At 47.7% G+C, this 23,160-nt stretch carries 17 protein-coding genes; 9 read left to right on the top strand and 8 right to left on the bottom strand.

The annotated features are described in order from the left end of the window. Positions 1-92 precede the first annotated feature (92 nt). Entirely contained in the window at positions 93-218 is a 126-nt protein-coding gene (locus CHA6605_RS36020; RefSeq protein WP_269744556.1) for a hypothetical protein, read from the top strand. A gap of 6 nt (positions 219-224) precedes the next feature. Here the strand turns inward: CHA6605_RS36020 and CHA6605_RS02025 are convergent, their stop codons facing one another. From CHA6605_RS02025 to CHA6605_RS02050, 6 genes are all read right to left on the bottom strand, one after another. After that, positions 225-608, bottom strand: a complete 384-nt coding sequence (locus CHA6605_RS02025; RefSeq protein WP_015157885.1) for a DUF1636 domain-containing protein — start codon at positions 606-608, stop codon at positions 225-227. A 4-nt stretch (positions 609-612) separates the two neighbouring features. After that, positions 613-918: a tetratricopeptide repeat protein gene (locus CHA6605_RS02030; protein ID WP_015157886.1), complete on the bottom strand. Its 306-nt coding sequence runs from the start codon at positions 916-918 to the stop codon at positions 613-615. 30 nt (positions 919-948) lie between these two features. Then, positions 949-1,953: a CobW family GTP-binding protein gene (locus CHA6605_RS02035; RefSeq protein ID WP_015157887.1), complete on the bottom strand. Its 1,005-nt coding sequence runs from the start codon at positions 1,951-1,953 to the stop codon at positions 949-951. A 388-nt stretch (positions 1,954-2,341) separates the two neighbouring features. Beyond that, entirely contained in the window at positions 2,342-4,018 is a 1,677-nt protein-coding gene (locus CHA6605_RS02040) for a hypothetical protein (RefSeq protein WP_015157888.1), read from the bottom strand. Positions 4,019-4,102: 84 nt separating this feature from the next. Beyond that, entirely contained in the window at positions 4,103-4,429 is a 327-nt protein-coding gene (locus CHA6605_RS02045) for a hypothetical protein (protein WP_015157889.1), read from the bottom strand. A gap of 67 nt (positions 4,430-4,496) precedes the next feature. Beyond that, positions 4,497-6,059: a tubulin-like doman-containing protein gene (locus CHA6605_RS02050; protein WP_015157890.1), complete on the bottom strand. Its 1,563-nt coding sequence runs from the start codon at positions 6,057-6,059 to the stop codon at positions 4,497-4,499. Here CHA6605_RS02050 and CHA6605_RS36025 point away from each other — a divergent pair. Beyond that, positions 6,058-6,180, top strand: a complete 123-nt coding sequence (locus CHA6605_RS36025) for a hypothetical protein (RefSeq protein WP_269744557.1) — start codon at positions 6,058-6,060, stop codon at positions 6,178-6,180. The genes CHA6605_RS02050 and CHA6605_RS36025 overlap by 2 nt on opposite strands. Before the next feature lie 145 nt (positions 6,181-6,325). Here the strand turns inward: CHA6605_RS36025 and CHA6605_RS02055 are convergent, their stop codons facing one another. Further along, positions 6,326-7,411: an aliphatic amidase gene (locus CHA6605_RS02055; RefSeq protein WP_015157891.1), complete on the bottom strand. Its 1,086-nt coding sequence runs from the start codon at positions 7,409-7,411 to the stop codon at positions 6,326-6,328. Between the two features lie 1,094 nt (positions 7,412-8,505). On the opposite strand from CHA6605_RS02055, the gene CHA6605_RS02060 reads away from it, so the two are divergent. The 4 genes from CHA6605_RS02060 to CHA6605_RS02075 all read left to right on the top strand — a co-directional run bounded on the left by CHA6605_RS02060 (position 8,506) and on the right by CHA6605_RS02075 (position 11,039). Continuing rightward, positions 8,506-9,075: a YqeG family HAD IIIA-type phosphatase gene (locus CHA6605_RS02060; protein WP_015157892.1), complete on the top strand. Its 570-nt coding sequence runs from the start codon at positions 8,506-8,508 to the stop codon at positions 9,073-9,075. 347 nt (positions 9,076-9,422) lie between these two features. Next, complete coding sequence (gene ndhC / locus CHA6605_RS02065; protein ID WP_015157893.1) at positions 9,423-9,785, top strand: photosynthetic/respiratory NAD(P)H-quinone oxidoreductase subunit C; 363 nt, start codon at positions 9,423-9,425, stop codon at positions 9,783-9,785. After that, on the top strand, positions 9,776-10,507 hold the full coding sequence (locus CHA6605_RS02070) for an NADH dehydrogenase subunit K (protein ID WP_015157894.1): 732 nt from the start codon (positions 9,776-9,778) through the stop codon (positions 10,505-10,507). The genes ndhC and CHA6605_RS02070 overlap by 10 nt, the downstream gene beginning before the upstream one ends. Next, entirely contained in the window at positions 10,500-11,039 is a 540-nt protein-coding gene (locus tag CHA6605_RS02075) for an NAD(P)H-quinone oxidoreductase subunit J (protein ID WP_015157895.1), read from the top strand. Before CHA6605_RS02070 ends, CHA6605_RS02075 begins: the two co-directional genes overlap by 8 nt. Positions 11,040-11,465: 426 nt before the next feature. Here CHA6605_RS02075 and CHA6605_RS02080 read toward each other — a convergent pair whose 3' ends face one another. Further along, positions 11,466-12,014, bottom strand: coding sequence for a phycobiliprotein lyase (locus tag CHA6605_RS02080; RefSeq protein WP_015157896.1), 549 nt, complete (start codon positions 12,012-12,014; stop codon positions 11,466-11,468). Positions 12,015-12,401: 387 nt separating this feature from the next. On the opposite strand from CHA6605_RS02080, the gene CHA6605_RS02085 reads away from it, so the two are divergent. From CHA6605_RS02085 to CHA6605_RS31155, 3 genes are all read left to right on the top strand, one after another. After that, positions 12,402-13,670: a serine hydrolase gene (locus CHA6605_RS02085; RefSeq protein WP_015157897.1), complete on the top strand. Its 1,269-nt coding sequence runs from the start codon at positions 12,402-12,404 to the stop codon at positions 13,668-13,670. 233 nt (positions 13,671-13,903) lie between these two features. Continuing rightward, positions 13,904-14,458, top strand: a complete 555-nt coding sequence (locus tag CHA6605_RS02090; RefSeq protein WP_015157898.1) for a hypothetical protein — start codon at positions 13,904-13,906, stop codon at positions 14,456-14,458. 228 nt (positions 14,459-14,686) lie between these two features. Continuing rightward, positions 14,687-23,086: a PAS domain-containing protein gene (locus tag CHA6605_RS31155; RefSeq protein ID WP_157259723.1), complete on the top strand. Its 8,400-nt coding sequence runs from the start codon at positions 14,687-14,689 to the stop codon at positions 23,084-23,086. The last annotated feature ends 74 nt before the right edge of the window (positions 23,087-23,160 follow it).

A 23,160-nucleotide genomic window follows, 5' to 3' on the forward strand; every position in this document is an offset into this window, starting at 1 on the left:
CTGGCCAAAAATTCCGACATTTTCGGTCTGCCGATCGCGAAACTTTATTCTAAGAATTCAATATTTATTGACAAATCCGCACTATCTGCATTTTGTGGAGATCGACAACCACGATAACACCCTCGATCGATCGAGTCTCACCATTATCTGTCGGACTCGATCGCACCCAGGGCAATGCCCGCGATCGGCGCAATCCTCACTCGTCATCCGCGCCATAGTTGCCATCATAAGGGCGGAATCTTGGCTACAACCCGCTTCTTGAGGAGTTCGGGGCACTTGAGATAAGATATAGTGCCATCGGATTTGGCATGATACTGGCTGGCAAACTTCATTACCTCCGCAGCCGTTGATGCGAGTTGTTCGTCATCTACAGGCAGATCGCCAAACAGGTAAATATATTTGCCAGGAGCATTGAAGGCGATCGCACAGGGTCGATCGCAAGCTCCCAAACATTGATTCGGCTCGATCGACAATCCCTCGACAGGTGCGGCTCGATCGATTGTTTGCAGTTGCGCTAGCAGACGTTCGCCACCGCTGCGATGAATTGCTTGCTTCATCCGGTGGGCACTGGCGCAACTCGTACACACAGACAAAACATGTCGGTTCATAACTTTAGGCTGCTAGCGTACTTAGATCCTGAAGCTTGTCTAAAATCTCGATCGCGTATTGGTACTCTCGATCGTTTCCTTGCTCTAGATATAAGCTTGAGGCATGTTGGCAATCGGCGATCGCGCCTGCTAAGTCACCTACCCGATGGCGTGCTACACAGCGATAGCCATAGATATTGGCATTGTCAGGAGCGAACTGCAATGCTCGATTGAAACTGAAAATCGCCCCCGCTGGGTCTCCAGTCCGAAACTGTTCTACACCTTTGTCGAAAAATGCTACGGCATTACCTAATTCGAGTTTGGTTTGCATGGATTTCTCTCCCGTGAAAATTGTCATTATTCAAACTACACACTTTTCAAATCCTTTGACAAACTCCTCGCGATCGAGATTGCGACCAATCGCGACCAGTTGAGTTAATTTGGGTTCGTCTGTTTTCCACAGTCGATCTCGACGCATCGATGTTAACATCCGCACACTCTGAAATAACACTCTTTCCTGAAAACCTTGGGCATAAAATAAGCCCTTAGTACGGTATAGATCCTCGCCTTTTTCCTGTGCCAAATCGTTCATCCAGAGCATGAATTTATTCATATCTATGGGTCGATCGGAGGTTAAAGCAAAGGAGCCGATTGCCGCATCGTGTTCGTGCGCCAAGTCTTCTAAAAATGATGGATCGACTTCTAATTTTGCTTCTAAATCGAAGGCTTTAGTACCTAAAATCAGCGATAGATCGATCTCACTATGCTCGGTCTGGTAAATTTTGGCAATCGGATTTAATTCCCAAATTTGCTGCTTGACACGAGCGATGTCTTTATCCGAAACGAGATCGATTTTATTGATTAAAATAATATCTGCAAAAGCAACTTGCTCCTGAGCCTCGTGACTATCCTTGAGATTTTGCTGCAAATTCCGCGCATCGACGACGGTAACGAAAGCATCTAAGCTAAATTTAGACTTAATCTCATCGGCGACGATAAATGTCGAAGCCACTGGAGCCGGATCTGCCAGTCCCGTCGTTTCAATCAATACTGCATCCAAATCTGCTCGTTTGGTTAGATCTTCGAGAGTCCGAACTAAATCGCCGCGAACCGTACAACATAAACAACCATTATTAAACTCGACAATCTGTTCTTCGTCGTCCGCGATCGTCAATTGGCCATCGATACCAATCTCACCAAACTCATTAACAATTACAGCGATTTTACGACCGTGTTGTTCTTTGAGAATATGGTTGACTAGGGTTGTTTTACCCGAGCCGAGAAAACCAGTCACGATCGTCACTGGAATCTTTTGTTGTTGAGTATTGAGAATTGTCTTTGTCGGTCGAATTACTTCCATGACCATGATTGTGACTCCTGTAATGACTGAATTACTTCTGACAAGTAGAGGCAATTCCTAAATTACCTCTACTTCGTAAATTGCTCTGTCTGAAATTTTTACCATCAACCTTTCTTATAAATGTGGTGTGGTTTCATCCAAAAAAATAAAAATGTGAAAACCCTGGTGCTTAGTCTTTAACCGCCCTCAAATGAATTTGGGGCTAATAGCTAAAGTTCACTGAAGTGAACTGAAATATTTTATTCTGGTGTATGAAACCACCCCGCAACCTTTCTTATATGTTTGGGGGATTTTCTACACCAGTTCTAGCGAGAAAATCCCCTCCGAGGAGGGGTGCCCGTAGGGCGGGGTGGGTAGATCTCCGCTTTAACCAATCAACCCACGATCGATCCGCTCAAATGGCACTAACAGCCTGAGCAGAAGCTGGAATTTTGACCACCGTTCCCGTCATCGGTGCAATCCCGTTGGCGAGAATATCCCGACGGTTGACAGGTACTGGGGCATCCCCCCGCAGTTGGTCGTAAGGCACCACGATCCAACAAGCACAACCCCACAGACATTCACCTGCCATCCCTTCAAACCGGATTGCTGGCTCGGACATCATTACGCCCAGATCCATCAGCCAAGAGTGGTGGAGTAATTTTTGCTCCCAAGTGAGCGTGTCGTAAAGATCGCGACTTTTGAAGAATTGCACGAAGTCTACCTTGGCAACTCCTGGCAGCATGATGTCTGCAAAGGCAGTCAGATGGTCGAAAAATTCGCGGTGGGTGACATTCAGTGCCGAATCTTCCGATTCAACGAGGAAGGTAGAGACGACTTCTTTGAATTTTTCATCGAGCTTGTCATTCCACATTTCGCGCGGTGCGTGGATGATGCACTCGGCATAGTCGGTTTGGAAGCCTGGTTTCAATCCGGCATAGTCGGGGATATGCTCGATCCATTCACCAATCACACTGCGCCATTTGCTCAATGGTTCGCCTGGTAAGACTTGCACCGCTGGGTGAGTGAATTTGGCGATGTCGTAGAGCGTCCAGTTGCGGGCTTTGGTGCTGATTGCTTCGTGGGGGGCGGTGGTCTGTCCGACTAGCCGCAGGGCTTTGAAAATGGTGCGTCCGTAGTCATCGAGTGCGATCCGCATAAAGGCATCGGCAACGAATTTGTGAGTCACTTGCAGCCGCATCCGATCTCGTTCGCTGGGTACGCCAGTTTCGGTATATTTAGAGAGCCGCTGGTAGGAGTTCTCGGTGGCGAGGGCAAAGAAACCGCCAGTGAAGGGGTTGCGGTATAAGTCTCCCCAGACGGTGGTGACACCCGCATTCTTGTCGTCATCGAGCATACAGTCGATTTCGTTCATAGTAGCGAACAAGCTGCCATCGCGGAAGGCTTCGGGGTCGCCGCTACAGGGCAATTCGCCGACACCAATGACGGGGATGCGTCGTCCGAGTTTGACGTTGGAGAGATGGCGGGCGAGATCTACCACAATACCGCTACCCGTGCCGTCGCCCATCCCGAAGCAGCAGAGCACCATCGAAGGAAGTTTGGTATTATCGATGCTTTTAGCAAAGTCGTCGAGTTCTTTATTGAGAGGTCGATCGCCGTCGTAATAAGCTTTACCATAGATGGCTTTGGAGATGGCGCGAGGGAAGTATTCGCCCGCTTTGGGAATCTCGACGTTATCTGGCAACCACGGTTCGTAGTTGGGGTTCCAGTAGTAGCGCGGATATTCGAGTTTGAGAAATTCCCGATAGCGGCGGAGGGAGGTGAATAAATCGTCGCGGGTTGGCACGGCTAGTGGTACGAACCGAATTTGCGCTCGCTCTGGAGGGATATTTCGCTCCTCTAACCGCTTCAAGAAGCCTTCTGCGTAGTCTTTGGCTTGGAACATATCTTGTTCGCCGATATCGACGAGCAGGGCAGTGAAGCGGGCGCGAGGGTCTTCGAGTTGGTCTTCGAGATCGCCTTGACGGAGCATAGCATCGAGCATGTTTGCTCCGGTTTTGCCGATGCCCAGGAAGTGGATGCAGTGGGGGGATTGGGAACCTGATGCACTGTGATACATGGATTTCGACATGATTTTACTTCCTTGATGTGAGTAGTAAATGTGGGAATTCCTAAACGTAACGATCGACTAGGTTCCAGCCCTTATCAGCTAAATTCAACAGGTTGGATAATAACCGCGATCCTCGGTCAAAAACCCCAGATCTTTAAGGATGTGCGCTGCTGAAGTAGCCCGCTCGTCAGCGACGTAGATTTTGTAGTCTTCGACGAATTGACCGGGTTGTCGATCGATGATGCCTTCTTCGATGAGCTGAACGCCTTTTTCGAGGTTGGCTCTACTCAGACTGGCAACCCACAGGGGCGATTTGATGTGAATCTTCTGGTCATCGACTCCAGTGATATGGAGGATCTTGTTCCCGGCAACGGTAGGCACGTCGGCTCCATTGCCATACCGTTGGCTGACTACAGCCCAATCTAGTGGCATGTTTACACCTCCTTTGTAGAGAGATTGATGTTAGAATTTTTCTGCCTAACCTACGAGTACAACTAACTTACGCTTTGACGACTTCTTCGAGCTTCAACCGAACTTCCTCTAAATCCTCACCGCGAATGGCACTATAGGGAACGACCACCCAACAGGCGCACCCCCACAGACATTCACCCGCCATCCCTTCAAACCGAATTGCTGGCTCGGAGAGCATTACACCGAGTTCGAGCAGCCAGGAATGTTGGAGGAGTTTTTCATCCCAGGTCTGTAGATCGTATGCCAGACGCGCTTCGTAGAAGATATCCAGGGCGGTTTTGGTGGCACCTGGAATGACGAATTGGACGTAAGGTTCGCTGTTAGCCGTTGGGGACGAACCTTCCATGAAGGATCGAGCGATCTCTGGCTCCAACATCGGTGCGAATGAAGCATTCATTTTGGCTGCTAAATCTTCGAGCTGGGCGCGGAGAGCGGCAGTTGGGGGAGTTGAAGCGCGAATCTCAAAGAAGTCAGGATTGAAGGTGCCCGCTCTGATGCCCAATCGATCGGGTATGTTACTGTTATCTGACTCCAAGGTGGTGAAGCCAAACATGTGCGCCCAACGCGCTCCATATTGACTGCGGGCAGCCATGTGTTGGCTGGGCGGTGCGCCTACCCAATTGAGCAACCGGAGGGTTTCGTAGAGATCTAAGCCGCGATCGCGAGTCAAGAATTTAGCTAGTTCGCGATCGACTTTGTGATTGGTCGCTCCCAAATCTCCTGTTTCTTGCCAAGCTGATTTTTGGGGTACCATCAAGAATCCAGCGGTAAAGGGATTGCGATATAAATCGCCCCACACCTGAACCACACCTTGGTTTTTTTCCTGGTCGAGCATACAATCTAGCTCGTTAATCGTCGGGAACAGGCTGCCATTGTTGTGGTAATTTGGATCGCCTTCACAAGGTGCAATCCCGACTCCCAAAACTAGTGCCCGTCGGCCAAATTTGACATTGGTCAGATGCCGTGCCAAGTCCATGACGATCCCGCTACCCGTGCCGCCGCCTAACCCGAAGACAATGCAAACGATCGATTGACAAGTTGTGGCATCAACACTATTGGTAAATAGCTCTAACTCGCGATCGAGCGGTCTGTCGCCTTCATAATAAGCTTTACCATAGATCGCTTTGGCGATCGCGCGAGGGAAATGTTCACCCGCTTCGGGAATGGCGATCGTGTCTGGCAACCAAGGCTCGTAGTTGGGATTCCAGTAGTAGCGGGGATATTCTAGTTTCAGATATTCCCGATACCGTCGGAGCGAGCCAAATAGTTCGTCGCGGCTGGGGACGGGTAGAGCGATGGTGCGGACTGTAGCTTTGTCGCTGGGCAGCTTGTCAGCGACATCTCGAACTGCTTGTAAGTCTCGATCGCCGATATCGACAGCTAGAGCCGTAAACCGCTGGCGATCGTCGCTCAAAAAATCGTCTGGAGCCTGTACGATCGTCTGGGCAATGAATTCAGCTCCAGCTTTGCCAACGCCGATGATATGCACGGATGAGGGCATCGGATCTTGGTCTTTAATGCGATGGACGCTGCCTCGTTTGAGAGCTTCCAGTCGCTTTTTGATGCGCTGCATTTCCTGCGGATCGACCATGATAAATCCTCTCTCAAATTATCAATTTGTCAGAGTCGTCTCTGTCGTCTCTATACTCATTGTCAAAAAATTACCAGAAGGTTCCCTCCCAGGAGATCTGCCCAAAATTCCCCTCCTATGAGGGGTGCCCGTAGGGCAGGACATATGTGTCTGGGTGGGTCACAGATCTACGTAACAACTCAGATCTCATAGTGCAGATGCGATCGAACGTCGATCGAGCGAATGAATCAACACTCGATCGATCTGCACCGCTAGCCAATCTAGAGTTAAACTGTGACTGACACTTTTTCAGTTTCGGGTACTACCACGACTGGCGGCGGGACAATCTTCTGGTTGGGAATCCCCTCGATCGGACATTCTGCCGTGCCAGCCGTCGATCGGGTAATCGCCTCTGCTTTGGCTTTGGCTTTTTGGGGATCGAGAATCCACTCGCGGTAAAATTCGTAGGGACATTCGGCCATGCCATCGGGACCATCGCCAGAATTAATCGTACCCGTATAGCCGCGATGCATCAGTTTAAAGATGTGATTTTGCGACTGAGCGTTTTTGCGGAAGTCGCGAATCGCAAACTTCGAGAGCGCGGCGTATTGAATGCCATTTTCTTCTTCACCGCATTCACCGAGCGTCCGCCCGTCAAAACCGACGATCGCTGAGTGTCCGAAGTAGCTATACACGCCATCAAATCCGGCAGCATTAGCTACGGCAACATAAGTATTATTCATCCACGCCATCGCCTTGGCGACGATTATTTGTTGTTCCTTGGCGGGATACATGTAACCCTGACACCGCACGACGAGTTCGGCACCGCGCATCACGCAGTCTCGCCAGATTTCGGGATAGTTACCGTCATCGCAGATAATCAAGCTGATCTTCAGCCCTTTTGGCCCGTCGGAGACGTAAGTACACTTGCCGGGATACCAACCTTCGATCGGCGTCCATGGCATGATTTTCTGATATTTCTGAACGATCTCACCGCGATCGTTCATCAGAATTAGGGTATTGTATGGGACTTTGCGTGGATGATCTTCATGCCGTTCGCCTGTTAGTGAAAAAACTCCCCACACTTTATTACGGATACAAGCTTCCGCAAAGATGGCTGTTTCTTCACCAGGTACAGTTGCGGCTGTATCCATCATTTCTTGCGGATCGTACATGATGCCATGAGTGGAATATTCAGGGAATATTACCAGATCCATTCCTGGTAGTCCTAGCTTCATGCCATCGATCGTGGTTGCAATTTTTTGGCAATTCTCAATAACTTCTGCTTTGGTATGTAATCGCGGCATTTTGTAGTTAACAACCGCAACTCCTACAGAGTCTTCACTCGAAGATATATCGCCATGATAAGACATGATAATTCTCCATTTATTATATTCAATCGGCTCGATGAATAACGCTCGAAGTGCTACATAAAGCTTGTTACATAAAGCTGTGGAATAGCTCTAGCAGTCGTATATTCACGATGTTCGTAGTATTTAAAAGCGATCGCCCAATATTATTGTTGACGATTCATCAGGCAGAACGGCCATACATGTCCTTGACCCTGTTGAATGACAACCAAAGTTTTAATTTGTTGTAGATATGTTAAGCCATCGAAAACGTCAATATTGTATCATCAGTTACCTGGCAATAATTATCTTGAATATTTCTGCTGAGTGACGATATTTATCTTGATAGTATAATAATTAAATTCACTTTTCACGACGCTCGGAGCCGTAAACTAAGCTAGTAAATCTCATCTTCAGCTCTGCGGCAAACGGTCTCTGGATACTAGATCGAGCTAAATTAACCGAGCTAAGTCAGTTCGAGATCGGAATAGGTGGAGGCGAAGCTAAAAGATATTAGTATTAACTATTTAGCACCTCTGCCCATGAATAGTTGATAAAAATTGTTCGGCGATCTCGACAATTTCTGCCAAAATTTTGAACCACAATGGCATTCACACCTCATCGAGCAGGGTTGGAAAACCCGCGATCGAGCTAGAAAGAGCCAAAATAATTAGCTGCAAACATAAGTAAATTTGTAGCCAAATGAACCAATCTAATTACCAGCTAAATTGCTTCGTTAAGACTAATAAAATTTGTATCAATCGAGACAGAATTGTTCAAAACAACGACAAGTAACCAAAAGTTCAGATCGGTCGATCTCCTCAATCGCCCTAAAAGCGATTTAATGCCGATCGATAGTATCTATCGAACGACTGATGGAGATCCAGATAAAAGATGTAAAACTGATTGGAAGTTACAGGCTTCATAGATAGGAACGCCAATCGAATTGAGTTAGGTTTTAAACTACTTGCCAGACGATCGAGCTGTTGCCCAATGCATCCGCTTTTAAACATGTTCTTGAATCATCGCCGCTCCGCTCGGCATCACATTGCTCTTGCTTCAGCACTCAGGAGTGCAATTCATCTTGGCTATTTATTTGTCAGTACTCGATATAAATAATGAATAAGATTTCCCCCGACTCGTATTTACCAAATTTTTTTCAGCAAAATGCTCGCGAACATAGCTTGCCCAAACGAGCGAAGATTCTTGCTTCAGTCAGTCTTGGTCGCCTCATGGACTCAGCCATCCAAGGTATAATTATCGCGCTAGACAACACGATTGTTTCTGAAGACGATCGCTACATATCTCCTTACGCCGTCACCTGGATAAATTTGGCGAAACAGTTAGGGTTTAAGATATTTATCCTTTCTAATGGCAAGCATACATATCGGGTTAAATTTTGGTCGAATCGACTAGATATCCCAGCCATTCACTCTGCTAGAAAACCATTTCCTACGGCCTTTCGTAGAGCACTAAGGCACATGCAACTCCCCCCCGAACGAGTAGTTGTCATTGGCGATAGTTATCATACCGATATTTTAGGTGCTTGGATTGCAGGCTGTCATAGCATTCAAGTTGCTTCTTTGCCTCATCGCCCTAAATTGTGGGAAAAATTAATTGGCAGATACGTTCAAACTACTTACCCCAGAGGACAAGAACTGTGGGAGTTTAAATCATCGAATTACTAATTGCTTAACAATTAACTAAGCTCACATCTGGCGAGCGGTAGGCAGTTACTTGTGGATAGTGGATAGTGGATAGTCAATAGTGGATCGGCGTTGGCAAAGCCTCTGCGGGTAGCGGCGAGCCGCCGCTCCTTATCAAATTTCGCTACAGCTAGGAGAGAGATCCTATCCCCTAATACCTATATGTGGATAAAATAGTAAATAGATTGAGTCTAGAGCACCAACGCAGCTAAATAATTATTCTTGCCAGCCGGATTGCGATCGCACGTAATGGGTTGCCAGATGTGAGTTATGGACTGCGCGTTCGGTGCCGAATCGATCGTTATCCCTTCATGACTATAAAATAATCTGTGTTTGTCCTTAACGGTTATGAATATCTGCTCGGCTTCTTATTGACATGTAGCTTGGTGCCGATATTAGCCTTGTCAGCATCCAAATTACTCCGACCTAGTGGTGGTGGTCCCGAACGACGGACGACCTACGAATCAGGGATGGAGCCGATCGGTGGTGCCTGGATTCAGTTTAATATTCGGTACTATATGTTCGCCCTAGTCTTTGTCGTCTTTGACGTAGAGACCGTATTTTTATACCCTTGGGCAGTTGCATTTAGTCAATTAGGCTTACTCGCTTTTATTGAAGCTCTCGTTTTCATCGCAATTCTGGTAATTGCGTTAGTCTATGCTTGGCGCAAAGGAGCCTTAGAATGGTCATGAACCCTGTGAATAAGATCGATACTTCCGAGCGGATTGCTAGTCCGATCGAGCGTCCGCAAGTAACGACCGATTTGTCAGAAAATGTGATTCTGACAACGGTAGACGATCTCTACAACTGGTCGCGGTTATCCAGCCTGTGGCCGCTATTATTTGGGACGGCGTGCTGTTTTATCGAAATGGCGGCAATGATCGGTTCGAGATTTGATTTCGATCGGTTCGGACTGCTCCCGCGTGCTAGTACCCGTCAGGCCGATTTATTGATTACCGCTGGTACGATCACCATGAAAATGGCTCCAGCACTCGTGCGTCTCTACGAACAGATGCCCGAACCCAAGTATGTAATTGCAATGGGTGCCTGTACGATCACGGGTGGGATGTTTAGTGTAGACTCGCCGACAGCCGTGCGTGGTGTCGATAAACTGATTCCAGTCGATATCTACCTTCCTGGCTGTCCGCCGCGTCCAGAGGCAGTCATGGATGCAATTATCAAGCTACGCAAAAAAATCGCCAATGAGTCGATGCAAGAGCGGAGTAAATTAAATCAAACCCACCGCTATTACAGTACGACTCATAACATGAAAGTCGTACCCTCCATTTTGACAGGTGCCTATCTCCAAACTGGTACTCACGATAATCCGCCTGCGGAAATTGCGGCGGCAATGGGAATGCCTGTCACCCCAGCACTAGCTACCGCTCAAAAACAGGAGGTCGAACGTGGCTGAGGAAGAAACCAAACCAACCGCTGAAATTGCCCCACCAGCAGCTCCACTTGCCCCGATGGGTCAAGTCTCGCAATGGCTGACCCAGAATGGCTTTGTAGACCATACAGCCTTGGCTGTGGACGCTCAGGGCGTGGAAGTCATCCGTGTGGAACCGCAATTTTTGCTGCCGATTTCGACGGCGTTGTATGCCTACGGATTTAACTATCTTCAGTGTCAGGGTGGTTACGATGCGGGGCCTGGTGACGATTTGGTGAGTTTTTACCACCTGATTAAGCTCAGCGACAATGCCATTAAGCCAGAAGAAGTCAGACTTAAGGTGTTTTTATCTCGCGAAAATCCGGTCGTCCCTTCGGTGTACTGGATCTGGCGCACTGTGGACTGGCAAGAACGCGAAACCTTCGATATGTATGGGATTGTCTATGAAGGTCATCCTAATCTCAAGCGGTTATTGATGCCCGAAGATTGGGTCGGTTACCCACTCCGCAAGGATTATGTTTCACCTGATTTTTACGAGTTGCAAGACGCTCATTAAACCACTCGTCCTCGCTACCAAGCGGGGATTTTTTTAGGGTAAATTTACTCACATCTTGCACCAATACGGAAAGACTAGTGCTTAGTAGAGATAGTCGGGCACCCTTACGCAATTAATCTGTAGGGGTGCCCCTGTCTTGACGCACACAAACGGGAGGGAACCTCCCGTTCGATGCGTCGCTTGTGGGTACCCTGGATCTACACTAATCACTAGTAGTCTACGGCGTAAATAAGGTTACTATTTTGGGAGACTCGGAGACTCGGAGACTGGGAGAAAGAAACGGTATCCTCATTTTCGTTGCCTATAACTAGTATGCTTGAACTAGTGCAAGATATGAGTTTATTAAATGCGGGCACGGGGAGCGATCGAGAGAATGGGTGATAGCACAATTTTATCTTTCCCCCGTCTCCCCGTTTCCGTTCGCACCTAGACCCCGATCCGTTTTTCTAAATATTGACCGATCGTCACTTGTTCGCCAGCGCGCGAGATAATTGTTTGACGAGTACGATATTTGTCGCCGACTAATTTGATTTCTTCTTCAAATACCGAATTTTGATATTCCGTTTTCAGGCACATCGTTTCGGGATTGGGGAAATGATAAATAGCGGTAACTGGTTTGGAGGTAGCAAAACCGCGATCGCGATAGAGAATATTTCCGCTCGCTCCAAATAGGGTACTACCTTTAGAAGCTTTTTTGCCTGTTACAGAGTCGCGGCTCTCCCAATGAACTTCGCTCCCACAGACGAGTGCCAATTCATCCAGCTCGTGTAAGCGAGCTAATTGTTGCAGTTCCACACAGCCAGCTTCGAGAAATTTGACCTCGATCTCGCTGACTACCTCTTGAGTATCTCCGTGGGGAAGCGTATAGTAGCGGCGTTCGGATAACCAGTTACCAGCCGAGCTGCGAAAAAATTTGGCAACTAGCGATTCTTCGGTGGTAAATGTAGCTGGTGAATTTTGGATACCTTTAGTCATAAACTCGCTCCGCACGTAATTAGATACACATATTAGGTTTTAGATTCAAAACCTTTAATACTTCTTAATATAGCGATAATTGCTTCCATTCGACCATAGCAATTGTTACAGAAATTTTGTCGATCGCCTTTTAAGCTAATCCCAGCAACAACTCGAACGATTTGAGCTGCCAATAGTGAATTGACGGGAGGAACCTAAAAATGTTAATCATCTTCTGAGTGAAAACTAAAACAAAAACCGAAATCGGTACCCTCACCCTAAATGTGTCATCGCATATTGATGACATCGCTTTTTAAAAACCAAAATTGTGATGCACTCACAGCTTAAATTCTTACAGTCATGAGTGCGTCCAGACATAGCTCTACCATTACATCCCGTCCTCACTATATGAAACTAAATTGGCTCCTCACCGGACTGATTGGCAGCGCGTGCTTATTGCTTGCCGCACCAGCGCAAGCAAGCAAGTTTACTGGCTGGGAATTCAAACCCGATCGCAATCAATTGAATTTTGGCACCGATACTGGAGTGCAACCCAAAGCCACCTTGCTCGATGGTCCCTACCGCCTAGTGGTCGATTTACCAGGCACCAAAATGACCGAAGCAACAGTGCGCAAGCAATACGGCGCGGCGGTGCGAGAAGTGCGAATTGCCCAATCTGACAGGAATACTACGCGCTTGGTGATGGAGTTGGCTCCAGGTTACGGTGTGAGTCCGCAGAATATTATTATTCGCAGCGATATTCCGTCCCGGTGGTCGATTAAATTGCGAACGATCGAGCGGGGTGTTTCCACAGCTAGCACGGGTACGATTCAGACAGTCCCGATCGCGCCAATTATCTTTGCTGGGGTGGTGCCCATTGGCAAGGAAATGACCATTCTCAAGAGCCAAATTAAGGCTCTAGCGGCGAAGTATGGTTCCATCTCGCCAGGGATGTTTTTTATGGAAGTGGAGACGGGCAATTATTTAGATATTAATGGGGAAAAGAGTTTTCCAGCGGCAAGTACGATTAAATTGCCCATTTTGATGGCACTGTTTCAAGCCGTCGATGCTGGCAAAATTAAGCTAGATGAAAAACTGACAGTCAGGCGCGATTTAATTACTGGTGGTTCGGGCAGACTGCAAAATAGTCGTGGAGCCAAATTGAGCGTGTTGCAAACCGCCACCAAGATGATCGTCATTAGCGATAATACGGCGACGAATATGATTATCGACAGGTTGGGTGGGCGCAAAGCTCTCAATAGTAAGTTTAAGAGTTGGGGACTGCGTAAAACAGTTCTCAACCGGATGCTGGGAGATTTTAAGGGCACAAACACGACTAGTCCCGCAGATTTGGTGAGGTTATCAGCATTACTTGCCAAACGCCAATTAATTACAGAAACCAGCCGCAGCAAAGTTTTAGATATTCTCAATCAAACTGCCAATCGAAAGCTTTTACCCGCAGGTTTGGGTAAAGGTGCCGCAATCGCACATAAGACGGGAACGTTGGGACGATTGATTGGAGATGCGGGAATTATTGAGATGCCTAATGGCAAATTGTATTTAGCCGGAATTTTTGTGAAGCGTTCGTTTAATGATGTGCGCGCTCGCGATTTTGTACAGGCGGTGTCGAAGTTGACTTATAACTATATTAATAATCGACAGGTAAGTCAGAAGTAGGCTTTAGGCTTTAGGCTTTAGGCTTTAGGCTTTAGGCTTTAGGCTTTAGGCTTTAGGCTTTAGGCTTTAGGCTTTAGCTATAGGGTGGGCACTGCCCACCACATAGGTTTCAGGTAATTTTCATTCGATCGATAGCTGTACCCATTTACTGACTAAGATCTAGGTGGCTGGCAATGCCCACCCGAAAATTAATAAAAATAATTATTAACGATCGATATATTAATTATAAGTTAATGTTTCCAGTTATTAGAATTGCGATTGAGTCAGATTTTGATGGTATCCTCGACCTTCAGTCGCGAAATTTGTATAGCAAATTATCGATATCAGAGTTAGAAAATGGCTTTGTAATGACACCTTTTACTCCAGATTTATTAATGAAGTTGCTACTTCAGTCTGGGGTGTTTGTGGCGGAGGATGCAGGGCATATTGTTGGATATTTGCTAGCGGGAGATTGGGAGTTTTTCTCGCAGTGGGAAATTTTTGAGTTGATGATTTCGCGGTTGCCAAATTTAAAATTTGAGGATCGAGAAATTACGCTCGATCGCAGTTTTCAGTATGGGCCGATTTGTATCGATCGAGCAAGCCGTGGAAGTGGTATTTTTCCTCAGCTATTCGATCTAATGCGATCGAGTTTCGCCCCCAAGTTTCCGGTGGGAGTGACTTTTATTAATAAATTAAATAGTCGATCGTTCGCAGCACATACACGCAAGCTCGATCTGAAAGTTGTCGATGAGTTTGAGTTTAATGGTAATTCTTTTTATACTTTAGCTTTCTTGACTGCAAATTAGCATCTACTATTCTTGGGTGTAAATCTAGTTGCTATTTTGGAGGGGAGCGGGGAGCGGGGGGAAATTATTCTTTTATCCATTACCCATTACCCATTACCTATTACCTATTACCCGTCCACCCATCCACCCATCCACCCATCCACCCATTCCCCTCAGTAACACATAGAGCATAACTGGGCATATTAAGAGATGAACTGAAGCTTCGACCGAATTGGGGTCGGGAGCAGGTTGGAATCAATCAGCGATCGCGGATCGGGAATTATGACGATGAGTGGCTTTAACTTTCACCTGAGTGGGTATCATCCGATCGAGGAGTTGTATCGCGATGCCAAAACTGTAGTGTATCGGGCGATCCGCATGGGACAGGAGCTGGGGGCGGAGTCCGATCCTGTAGCGATTAAGATTTTGGCATCGGTATATCCCACCGCACGCGAGTTGCAGGATTTTCGCCATCAATATGCGATTCTCCAGGGGAGCGACTTGCTCCCGATCGTGGAAGCGAGTCAAGACAGAGGCTCCACCACCGCCAAGGAGTTAGATCTGTCGGGGATCGTGCGCGTGTATAGTTTGGAGACTTACGATCGCGGTTATGCGCTGGTAATGGAGGATTTTGGGGGGATATCTTTAGAGCGGTATCGATACCAGGTGGGTGAAGTCGTTGAAGGTGTGCATTATTTAGCCGTCAGTGATGTCCTGAAGATCGCAATTCAAATTGCCGATACATTGCACGCACTCGGACAAAAGCGGCTCGTACATAAAGATCTCAAACCTGCGAATATTCTAATTAATCCGACTACCCAACAGGTGAAGCTGATTGACTTTAGCATTGCGTCGCTGTTGGAGCGAGAAACTCCAGAGTTGCTGAGTCCAGATTTATTGGCAGGAACCTTGGCATATATGCCGCCCGAACAAACGGGACGAATGAATCGGGGCATCGATTATCGGAGCGACTTTTATGCGGTGGGTGTGACTTTATACGAACTGCTGACGGGTAGATTGCCATTTGAGGAGCGCGATCCGATCGAGTTAATCCACGCTCATCTCAATCGGGCAGCAGTAAGTGTCGATCGAGTCAACCTCACCGTACCATCCGTTATCGCTCAAATCGTGGCCAAACTGATGGCCAAAAATGCTGAAGATCGATATCAGAGTGCTTTAGGACTTAAGTATGACTTGAAGCAGTGTCTCAGCCAATGGCAAGCGACGGGAACGATCGCGAAGTTTGAATTGGGCGAGCGGGATCTGAGCGATCGGTTTGTAATTCCCGAACATCTGTATGGGCGCGAATCGGCGATCGCCACTTTGATGGCTGCTGTTGCTGACATGGCGGCGGGGAGTAGCGAATTGGTATTGGTGGCGGGAGGTTCGGGGATTGGCAAAACTGCTGTTATCAATGAAGTCCACAAACCGATAACTCGTCATCATGGCTATTTTATTAGAGGCAAATTCGACCAATTCAATCGCGATCTGCCGCTGTGGGGTTTCGTCTGCGCCTTGCGGGACTTAATTGGGCAACTAATGAATGAAAGTGACGCGCGATTGGCAGCCTGGAAGAGTCGGATTTTGACAGCAGTGGGCGACAATGGCAGGGTACTATGTGCAGCTATTCCAGAGCTAGAAAGGATTATCGGCTGTCAACCACCCGTGACGGAGCTATCGGGAACCGCAGCCCAAAATCGCTTTAAGTTGTTATTCCAAAAAGCGATCGAGGTATTTGCCCAGCCAGAGCATCCATTGACGATTTTCTTGGATGACTTGCAGTGGGCAGATTCGGCGTCTTTAGAGTCGATCGAATTGTTGCTGCAAGGGACGGGACATTTATTGATTGTCGGAGCGTATCGGGACAATGAAGTCTCACCCAGCCATCCATTGATGTTGACAGTTGCCAAATTGCCAGAAGCTGGACAGAATGTGCGCACTATTACTTTAGCACCCCTAACTTTCGACGATACCGATCGATTGGTGGCGGATACTCTCCGTTGTTCGCCGCACCGCGCGCAACCGCTAACCGAATTAATCTATCTCAAAACTGAAGGCAATCCTTTTTTTATTATCCAGTTTCTCAAGGCATTACACGCCGATGGCGAGATTTGGTTTAACGCTAAAGGCTATTGGGAGTGCGATATCTTGCGGGTACAAGCTTTGGCACTGAGCGATAATGTGGTGGAATTTATGGCAGCACAGTTGCAAAAATTGCCCCCAGCCACCCAGAATCTGCTGAAATTAGCCGCTTGTATCGGTGAAAAGTTCGACTTGGAGACACTATCGATCGTCTCCGAACAGTCTACAGCGGACACAGCTACAGCACTCTGGGAGGGATTGCAAGCTGGGTCGATCTTGCCTAGTAGTTACATATACCAATTCGATCGGGATTTACAGGATTCACAAGATTTACAAGATTACGCTGGTGCGAGTCACGATCCCGATCCTCTCCACTCCCCCACTCCCCGACTCCCCCACTCCCCGACTCTCCCACTCCCCGCTCCACTCTTCCGCTTCCTCCACGATCGCGTTCAGCAAGCTGCGTACTCGTTGATTCCAGAGAGTCGGCGACAACAAACGCATTTACAGATCGGGCGGTTATTGCTCGCTCATGCGTCAGAGCGACAGCCGTTGGCAAAGTTGTTTGAGATTGTCAGTCATTTTAATAAAGCGATCGGTGCGATCTCGGAACCGTCCGAACGCGTGCTGGTGGCAGAATTGAATCTCCAGGCGGCGTGTAAAGCTAGAGCTACCAATGCTTATGGTGCAGCCTTTAGTTATGCACAGATCGGTACGGAGATTTTGGGTGTTTCGGGATGGACGCAGCAATATCTGTTGACGCTAGCACTCCATGAAACCTTAGCGGATGCGGCGTTACTCAGCGGTGACTTGGAATCGGTGCCTAGATTAGTGCAAATTGTTTTGGAGCGGACGCGAACGCCGATCGATCGAGTCAAAGCTTATGAAACGACGATCCATTTTCATGCGATCCGCCAGCAGCACCAAGCGGCGGTTGCGCGGGGATTGGAAATTCTGCACCAGTTGGGCATTAAGTTATCGCCAACACCCGATCGATTGACGATTGTTAGGGAATTAGCGAAAACGAAGCTTGCTTTAGCTGGCAAATCCGATCGACAATTGTTAGATTTGCCCCAGATCGACGATCCGGTAAAGATGGCGAAGCTGCGGATCTTAGATTTGATGCAGGCTCCCGCTTTTTTCTGTTCTCAAGAATTGATGGCAGTATTGAGTATGGTCGGGATTCGGCTGACTTTACTCGATGGCAATAGCCCTTGGGCGGCGAGTTTTTATGTTACATATTGCATTGTCATATCTGGATTGGGCGAATTAAAACAGACTTATCGGCTGGGGCAATTGGCAACGATTTTAGTCGATCGATTTGGGCATCCATCGATTTCGGCACGAGTCAAAGTAGTTGCGGCTTGGTATACAAAACCTTGGCAAGAGCGATTGCGAACTACAATTCCACTGTTGGATGAGAGTGTGCGCATGGCGATGGATAGTAGCAATCTTCAGTATATCGGCATCAATGCTGGTGTCTCGATCGCGACGAGATTCTACGCTGGCATTCCTTTAGATGAGTTAGTCGATCGAATTGAGCCGTTAGAAAAATTAATCGTTATATCTAAGGATGAGAATAGCCAACAGTTTTTCGATTTGATGCGCCAAACGATCGAGAATTTACACATCCCATCCACTCGACCGATCGATATTTTCAAGGGGCAAGATGAGCTGTCATTAGTATCTCAATGGCAAGCTAAAAATGAAGCCATTCTGTTATCGACGATGTATGGTTTTCAAACTTTACTGGCTTATCACTTTGAAGATATTTCTGCCGCGCTCATCTATGCAAACGCTCAATTACCTTATGAATATTCTGCCAAAGGTGGTTATTCGATCGCGCGGATTTGGCTATTCGATGCTCTTACACGCTTGGCATCGTATCCCCAACAAGCCGAGCGAATTCAAAAACAATTACTCCAACGCGTCGATGAGACTCAGAGCGAGTTAGGCAAACGAGCGCGCTTGATGCCTGCTAATTTTCAACATCAGCACGATCTGGTGGCAGCCGAAAAATGTCGGGTATTGGCAGATTTTACCCAAGCGATCGAATTATACGATCGGGCGATCGCCAATGCTAAGGCAAATGAGTATCTACAAGAAGAAGCCTTAGCTAACGAATTAGCGGCGAAGTTTTATCTCGATTGGGGTAAAGTCAAAATCGCAGCGGTGTACATGCAGGATGCCTATTATTGCTATGCGCGTTGGGGTGCTAAAGCCAAAACTAATGACTTAGAACGCCGCTATCCTCAACTGCTTGCGCCGATCCTGCAAGCACAGCAGCTAGAATTTAATTCCCTGTGTACCCTAGCCAAAATTACCAATTCGTCCGATCTCGCTAGTTGTCAAGGTGCAACTTTAGATTTGGTTTCGGTAATTCAATCGGCTCAAGCTCTATCTGGCAACCTCGAACTCGAAGAACTGATCCACCAACTGAGCCAAGTCATCCTCCAAAATTCTGGTGCTCAAACCTGTATCTTGGCGTTGCCCGATCGTCAGGATAACTGGCAGATTCGTTCGATTTCCACTCTCAAGGCTGCGGAAATTGCCACTACAGCCCTGTGTCCGGCACTGATAAATAGCGACGCATATCCAGCTAACCTAATTTATTGGATTAAAAATACTCAAGCTACTGTCGTCTTCGATGCCAGACAACCATTAGAGGTGCCCGATCTCTACTTGCTCAAACATCAGCCGCCCAGTGTATTGGCATTGCCGATCGTCAAGCAGGACATGGTTTTGGGCGTATTGTATCTCGAACACCGCCAGATCCCCGATTTATTTACAGATAACCACAAAACTGCGATTTCGTTTTTGTGTACCCAAGCCGCGATCGCGCTCCACAACGCTCAACTCCACGAATCTGTCGTCCAACGTTCTGCGGCGATCGAAGCATCTTTAGATGGCTTTGCGATCCTCGATGGCGGTCGCTTTATTTATGTCAATCAGAGCCATACCGAGATGTTTGGCTATAGCGTCGCCGAAATGCTCGATCGAGATTGGCAGTGTCTCTATTCACCTGCCCAAATTCAAGAGTTTGAAACCACTGCCTTTCCTGCTGTCGGCACATCACGGCAATGGCGTGGCGAAGCTGTCGCGATTCGCAAGGATGGTAGCACTTTCAATGAAGAAGTAACTTTATTTTTGCTTGACAACGGGCAACTAATCTGCATCTGTCGAGATATTACCGATCGAAAATCGATGGAAATCGCCCTGCGCGAATCAGAAGAACGATATCACCAACTCGTCTCCAATGTACCGGGCGCGCTCTATCAGTTTGAGGTTACCGCTGAGGGTACTCATCGACTCAATTATGTAAGTGCCAGATTTTACGAAATCTTTGAGATTTTGCCGGATGTAGTAGTGGACGATCTTGCGGTCTTGTTAGCCCAAATCTTACCAGCAGACCGCCCTAGCTTCGATCGATCGATTAAAAAGGCCACTAAATTGGGCAAGTCATGGATGTGGCAAGGACGCATCTCTACCCCGACAGGGAAAACCAAATGGATTCGCGGCGAATCCCGACAGATCGATACTCCCAATGGCACATTGGCGCAGCCTCTGGGCGAAAGAATGGTATGGGATGGGATTTTGGTAGATGTGACCGAACAGCAAGCCGCTTTACACGAACGCCAGCTCGCTGAAATCGCCCTGCGTCAGTCCGAAGCTCGCTACCAGAAGTTAGCAGATAATATTCCTGGCGTTATCTATCAATTCCGATTGGCTCCAGATGGACACCTCAGTTATCCATATATGAGTTCGGGCTGCTGGGATCTATTTGAAATTTCCCCCGCAGCAGTCATGGCTGATGCCAACTCTCTGTTGAAGATGATGCATCCAGGGGATGCGCTAGATTATCACAGTACGATGGTAGAATCTGCCCAAAATCTAACGCCTAAATTTTGGGAAGGTCGAGCAATCCTAAATTCTGGAGAGATTAAATGGATTAAATGCGTCTCCCGTCCAGAGCGACAACTCGATGAGTCGATTGTCTGGGATGGGGTATTGTTAGATATTACCGCCCAAAAAGCCGCACAACAAGAACGCCAACGCCAAGAAGATGCCCTCCAAGCGATCGTATCTTGGTCGGCGGAGGGCAAGACGGGGATCGATTTTTATCAAGCCTGCATTCGCTATCTCGCCGACAGCTTTGGCGTCCAGTATGCTTTTTTGGCCAAACCGAGCGATCGATCGGCAACTAAGACTGAAGTGGTATCCCTCTGGACGGGCACCGAATTTGTAGCAGGTTCCGAACTAGATTTAGCGGATAATCCTTGCGGCATTACTTACCAAAATGATTGGGGAATTTTTCCCGACAACCTCCAGTTACATTTTCCCAACGCCCCCATCATTGCCAGTTTGCAAGGTGAAAGTTACCTCAGCGTATCAATCCGCGATTTTGAAGGCCAGATTTTTGGCAATCTCGGCATCATCGATACCCAGCCGTTACCCGCAGATATTTCGGCTTTACAATTTATCATCCAACTGTTTGCCGATCGCATTGCCGCCGAGATGAAGCGTCAAGCCGATGAATCCGAACTCCGCAAACGCCAACAGCAAATCGAGGGATTTATCGACAATTCATCAGCAGCAATGTATCTCAAAGATTTGGAGGGACGCTATCTGCTGGTCAATCAAACTTGTATCGATTTGATGGATGGGAATTTACACTTAATCTTAGGGCACACCGATGATGACATTTTCCCCTTCGAGATCGCCAAACAATCGCGGGAAACAGATCTAGCCATTATGAGATCCGGTCTAGCTAAAACGTTAGAAGAGCTAGTTATCCATCCTGATGGTACAGAACATACCTATATTTCTAACAAATTTGCACTGATCGACGAGGAGGGTAAGCCTTATGCACTCGGCGGCGTATCTACAGATATTACCGCTCGCAAACAAGTAGAAGCAGAGCTGGCTCGATCGCAACGCAAATATTACAGCCTAATTCAATCGATCGATGGAGTCGTCTGGGAATACGATCTCCGCACCAAGCGATTTAGTTTTGTCAGCGATCGCGCACTCTCATTATTTGGCTATACGATGGAAGAGTGGCTCGTTTTAGATGATTTTTGGCAACAGCACGTCCATCCAGATGATTTCGAGATAACCCGCATCTTCTTTAAGGAGGCGATTAAAAACAATCGTAGTGGTGCGGTCGAGTATCGGTTAATTACCGCTGCTGGGGAGATAATTTGGGTTTACGATATTTTTACGCCTCTGTGCGATGAAGCTGGCCGACCGATATTAATGAATGGTTTATTAATTAATATTACCGATCGCAAGCAAGCTGAAGACACCCTCCACCACACTAATCTTCAGCTCGAAGCGACCATCCAGGAACTTCAGGAGGCCACGCGCCTTAAGGACGAGTTTCTCGCGATTATGAGTCACGAACTCCGCACGCCGCTCAATGCGATTTTGGGAATGTCTGAAGCCTTGCTAGACGAAGTATTCGGTGCTCTCAATCCCAAACAACTTAACTCGATCTCGACGATCGAGCGCAGCGGCGAGCATTTATTATCGGTAATTAACGATATTCTCGATGTCTCCAAAATTGCTGCGGGCAAACTCGAACTGAATATCGCTGAGGTTGCTCTAGCCGAATTATGTCGATCGAGTCTGACTTTAGTCAAACAACAGGCGATTAAAAAGCAGATTCAGATCGATACCGATCTCCCCACAAATCTAGATCTCATCGCGGTTGACGAACGGCGGATGCGTCAAGTTTTAATCAACTTACTCAATAATGCTGTCAAATTTACGCATCAAGGGGGGCTAATCAAGCTTTCGGTCTGGGCCGAACCCCTCGCTCCCATGAGTGCTGCCGAGCGTTCCCAAGATTATTGTCTGTGTTTTGCCGTCAGCGACACGGGGATTGGCATCAGCGATGTCGATCGAGCCAAGCTGTTTCAACCCTTTATCCAGATCGATAGCCGTCTGGCTCGCAAATATCAAGGGACTGGATTGGGACTTGTGCTCGTCAAACAAATTACCGAATTACACGGCGGTCAAATTACTGTCGATAGCCAAGTAAATCGCGGTAGTTGCTTTACAGTCATGCTGCCCCAAACTTACAGTCCATCTAACGCGGTAAATCTAGATAGCAGGCAGCGTTCGGCGTTAGCTGCGGTCGATCGTCCGCACTTACACGTCTGGACGGCTCCACAGATCTTGCTAATTGAAGATGATCGAGTCACGATCGATACCTTCTCTAGCTATCTAATGGCTATCGGCTATCGCGTCATGGTGGCTCAAACCGGAGCGCAGGCGATGTCCATTCTGGAGGGCTGTTGCGCCACTGCGTCAATCGCACACAGCCCTCGTCCCGCCCTGATTTTGATGAATATTCACATGCCTGGACTCGATAGCATCGCTACCATCGAGTGGATTCGCCAACATTCCCCCCAAGTTCACATCCCGATTATCGCCCTCACCACCCTCTCCACGATCGGCGAACGCGAAAAATGCTCGAACTACGATGCCGATAAATACCTCACTAAGCCAGTCAAACTGCGCGAACTCCACCAGCATATTCAGGAGTGCTTGGACCTTAATTAGGGAGGGGAGGGGGGGACGCAAGCGTTTGCCTAAAGCCTAAAGCCTAAAGCCTAAAGCCTAAAGCCTAAAGCCTA

The sequence above is a fragment of the Chamaesiphon minutus PCC 6605 genome (genome assembly GCF_000317145.1).
In the GTDB taxonomy this organism is placed as follows: domain Bacteria; phylum Cyanobacteriota; class Cyanobacteriia; order Cyanobacteriales; family Chamaesiphonaceae; genus Chamaesiphon; species Chamaesiphon minutus.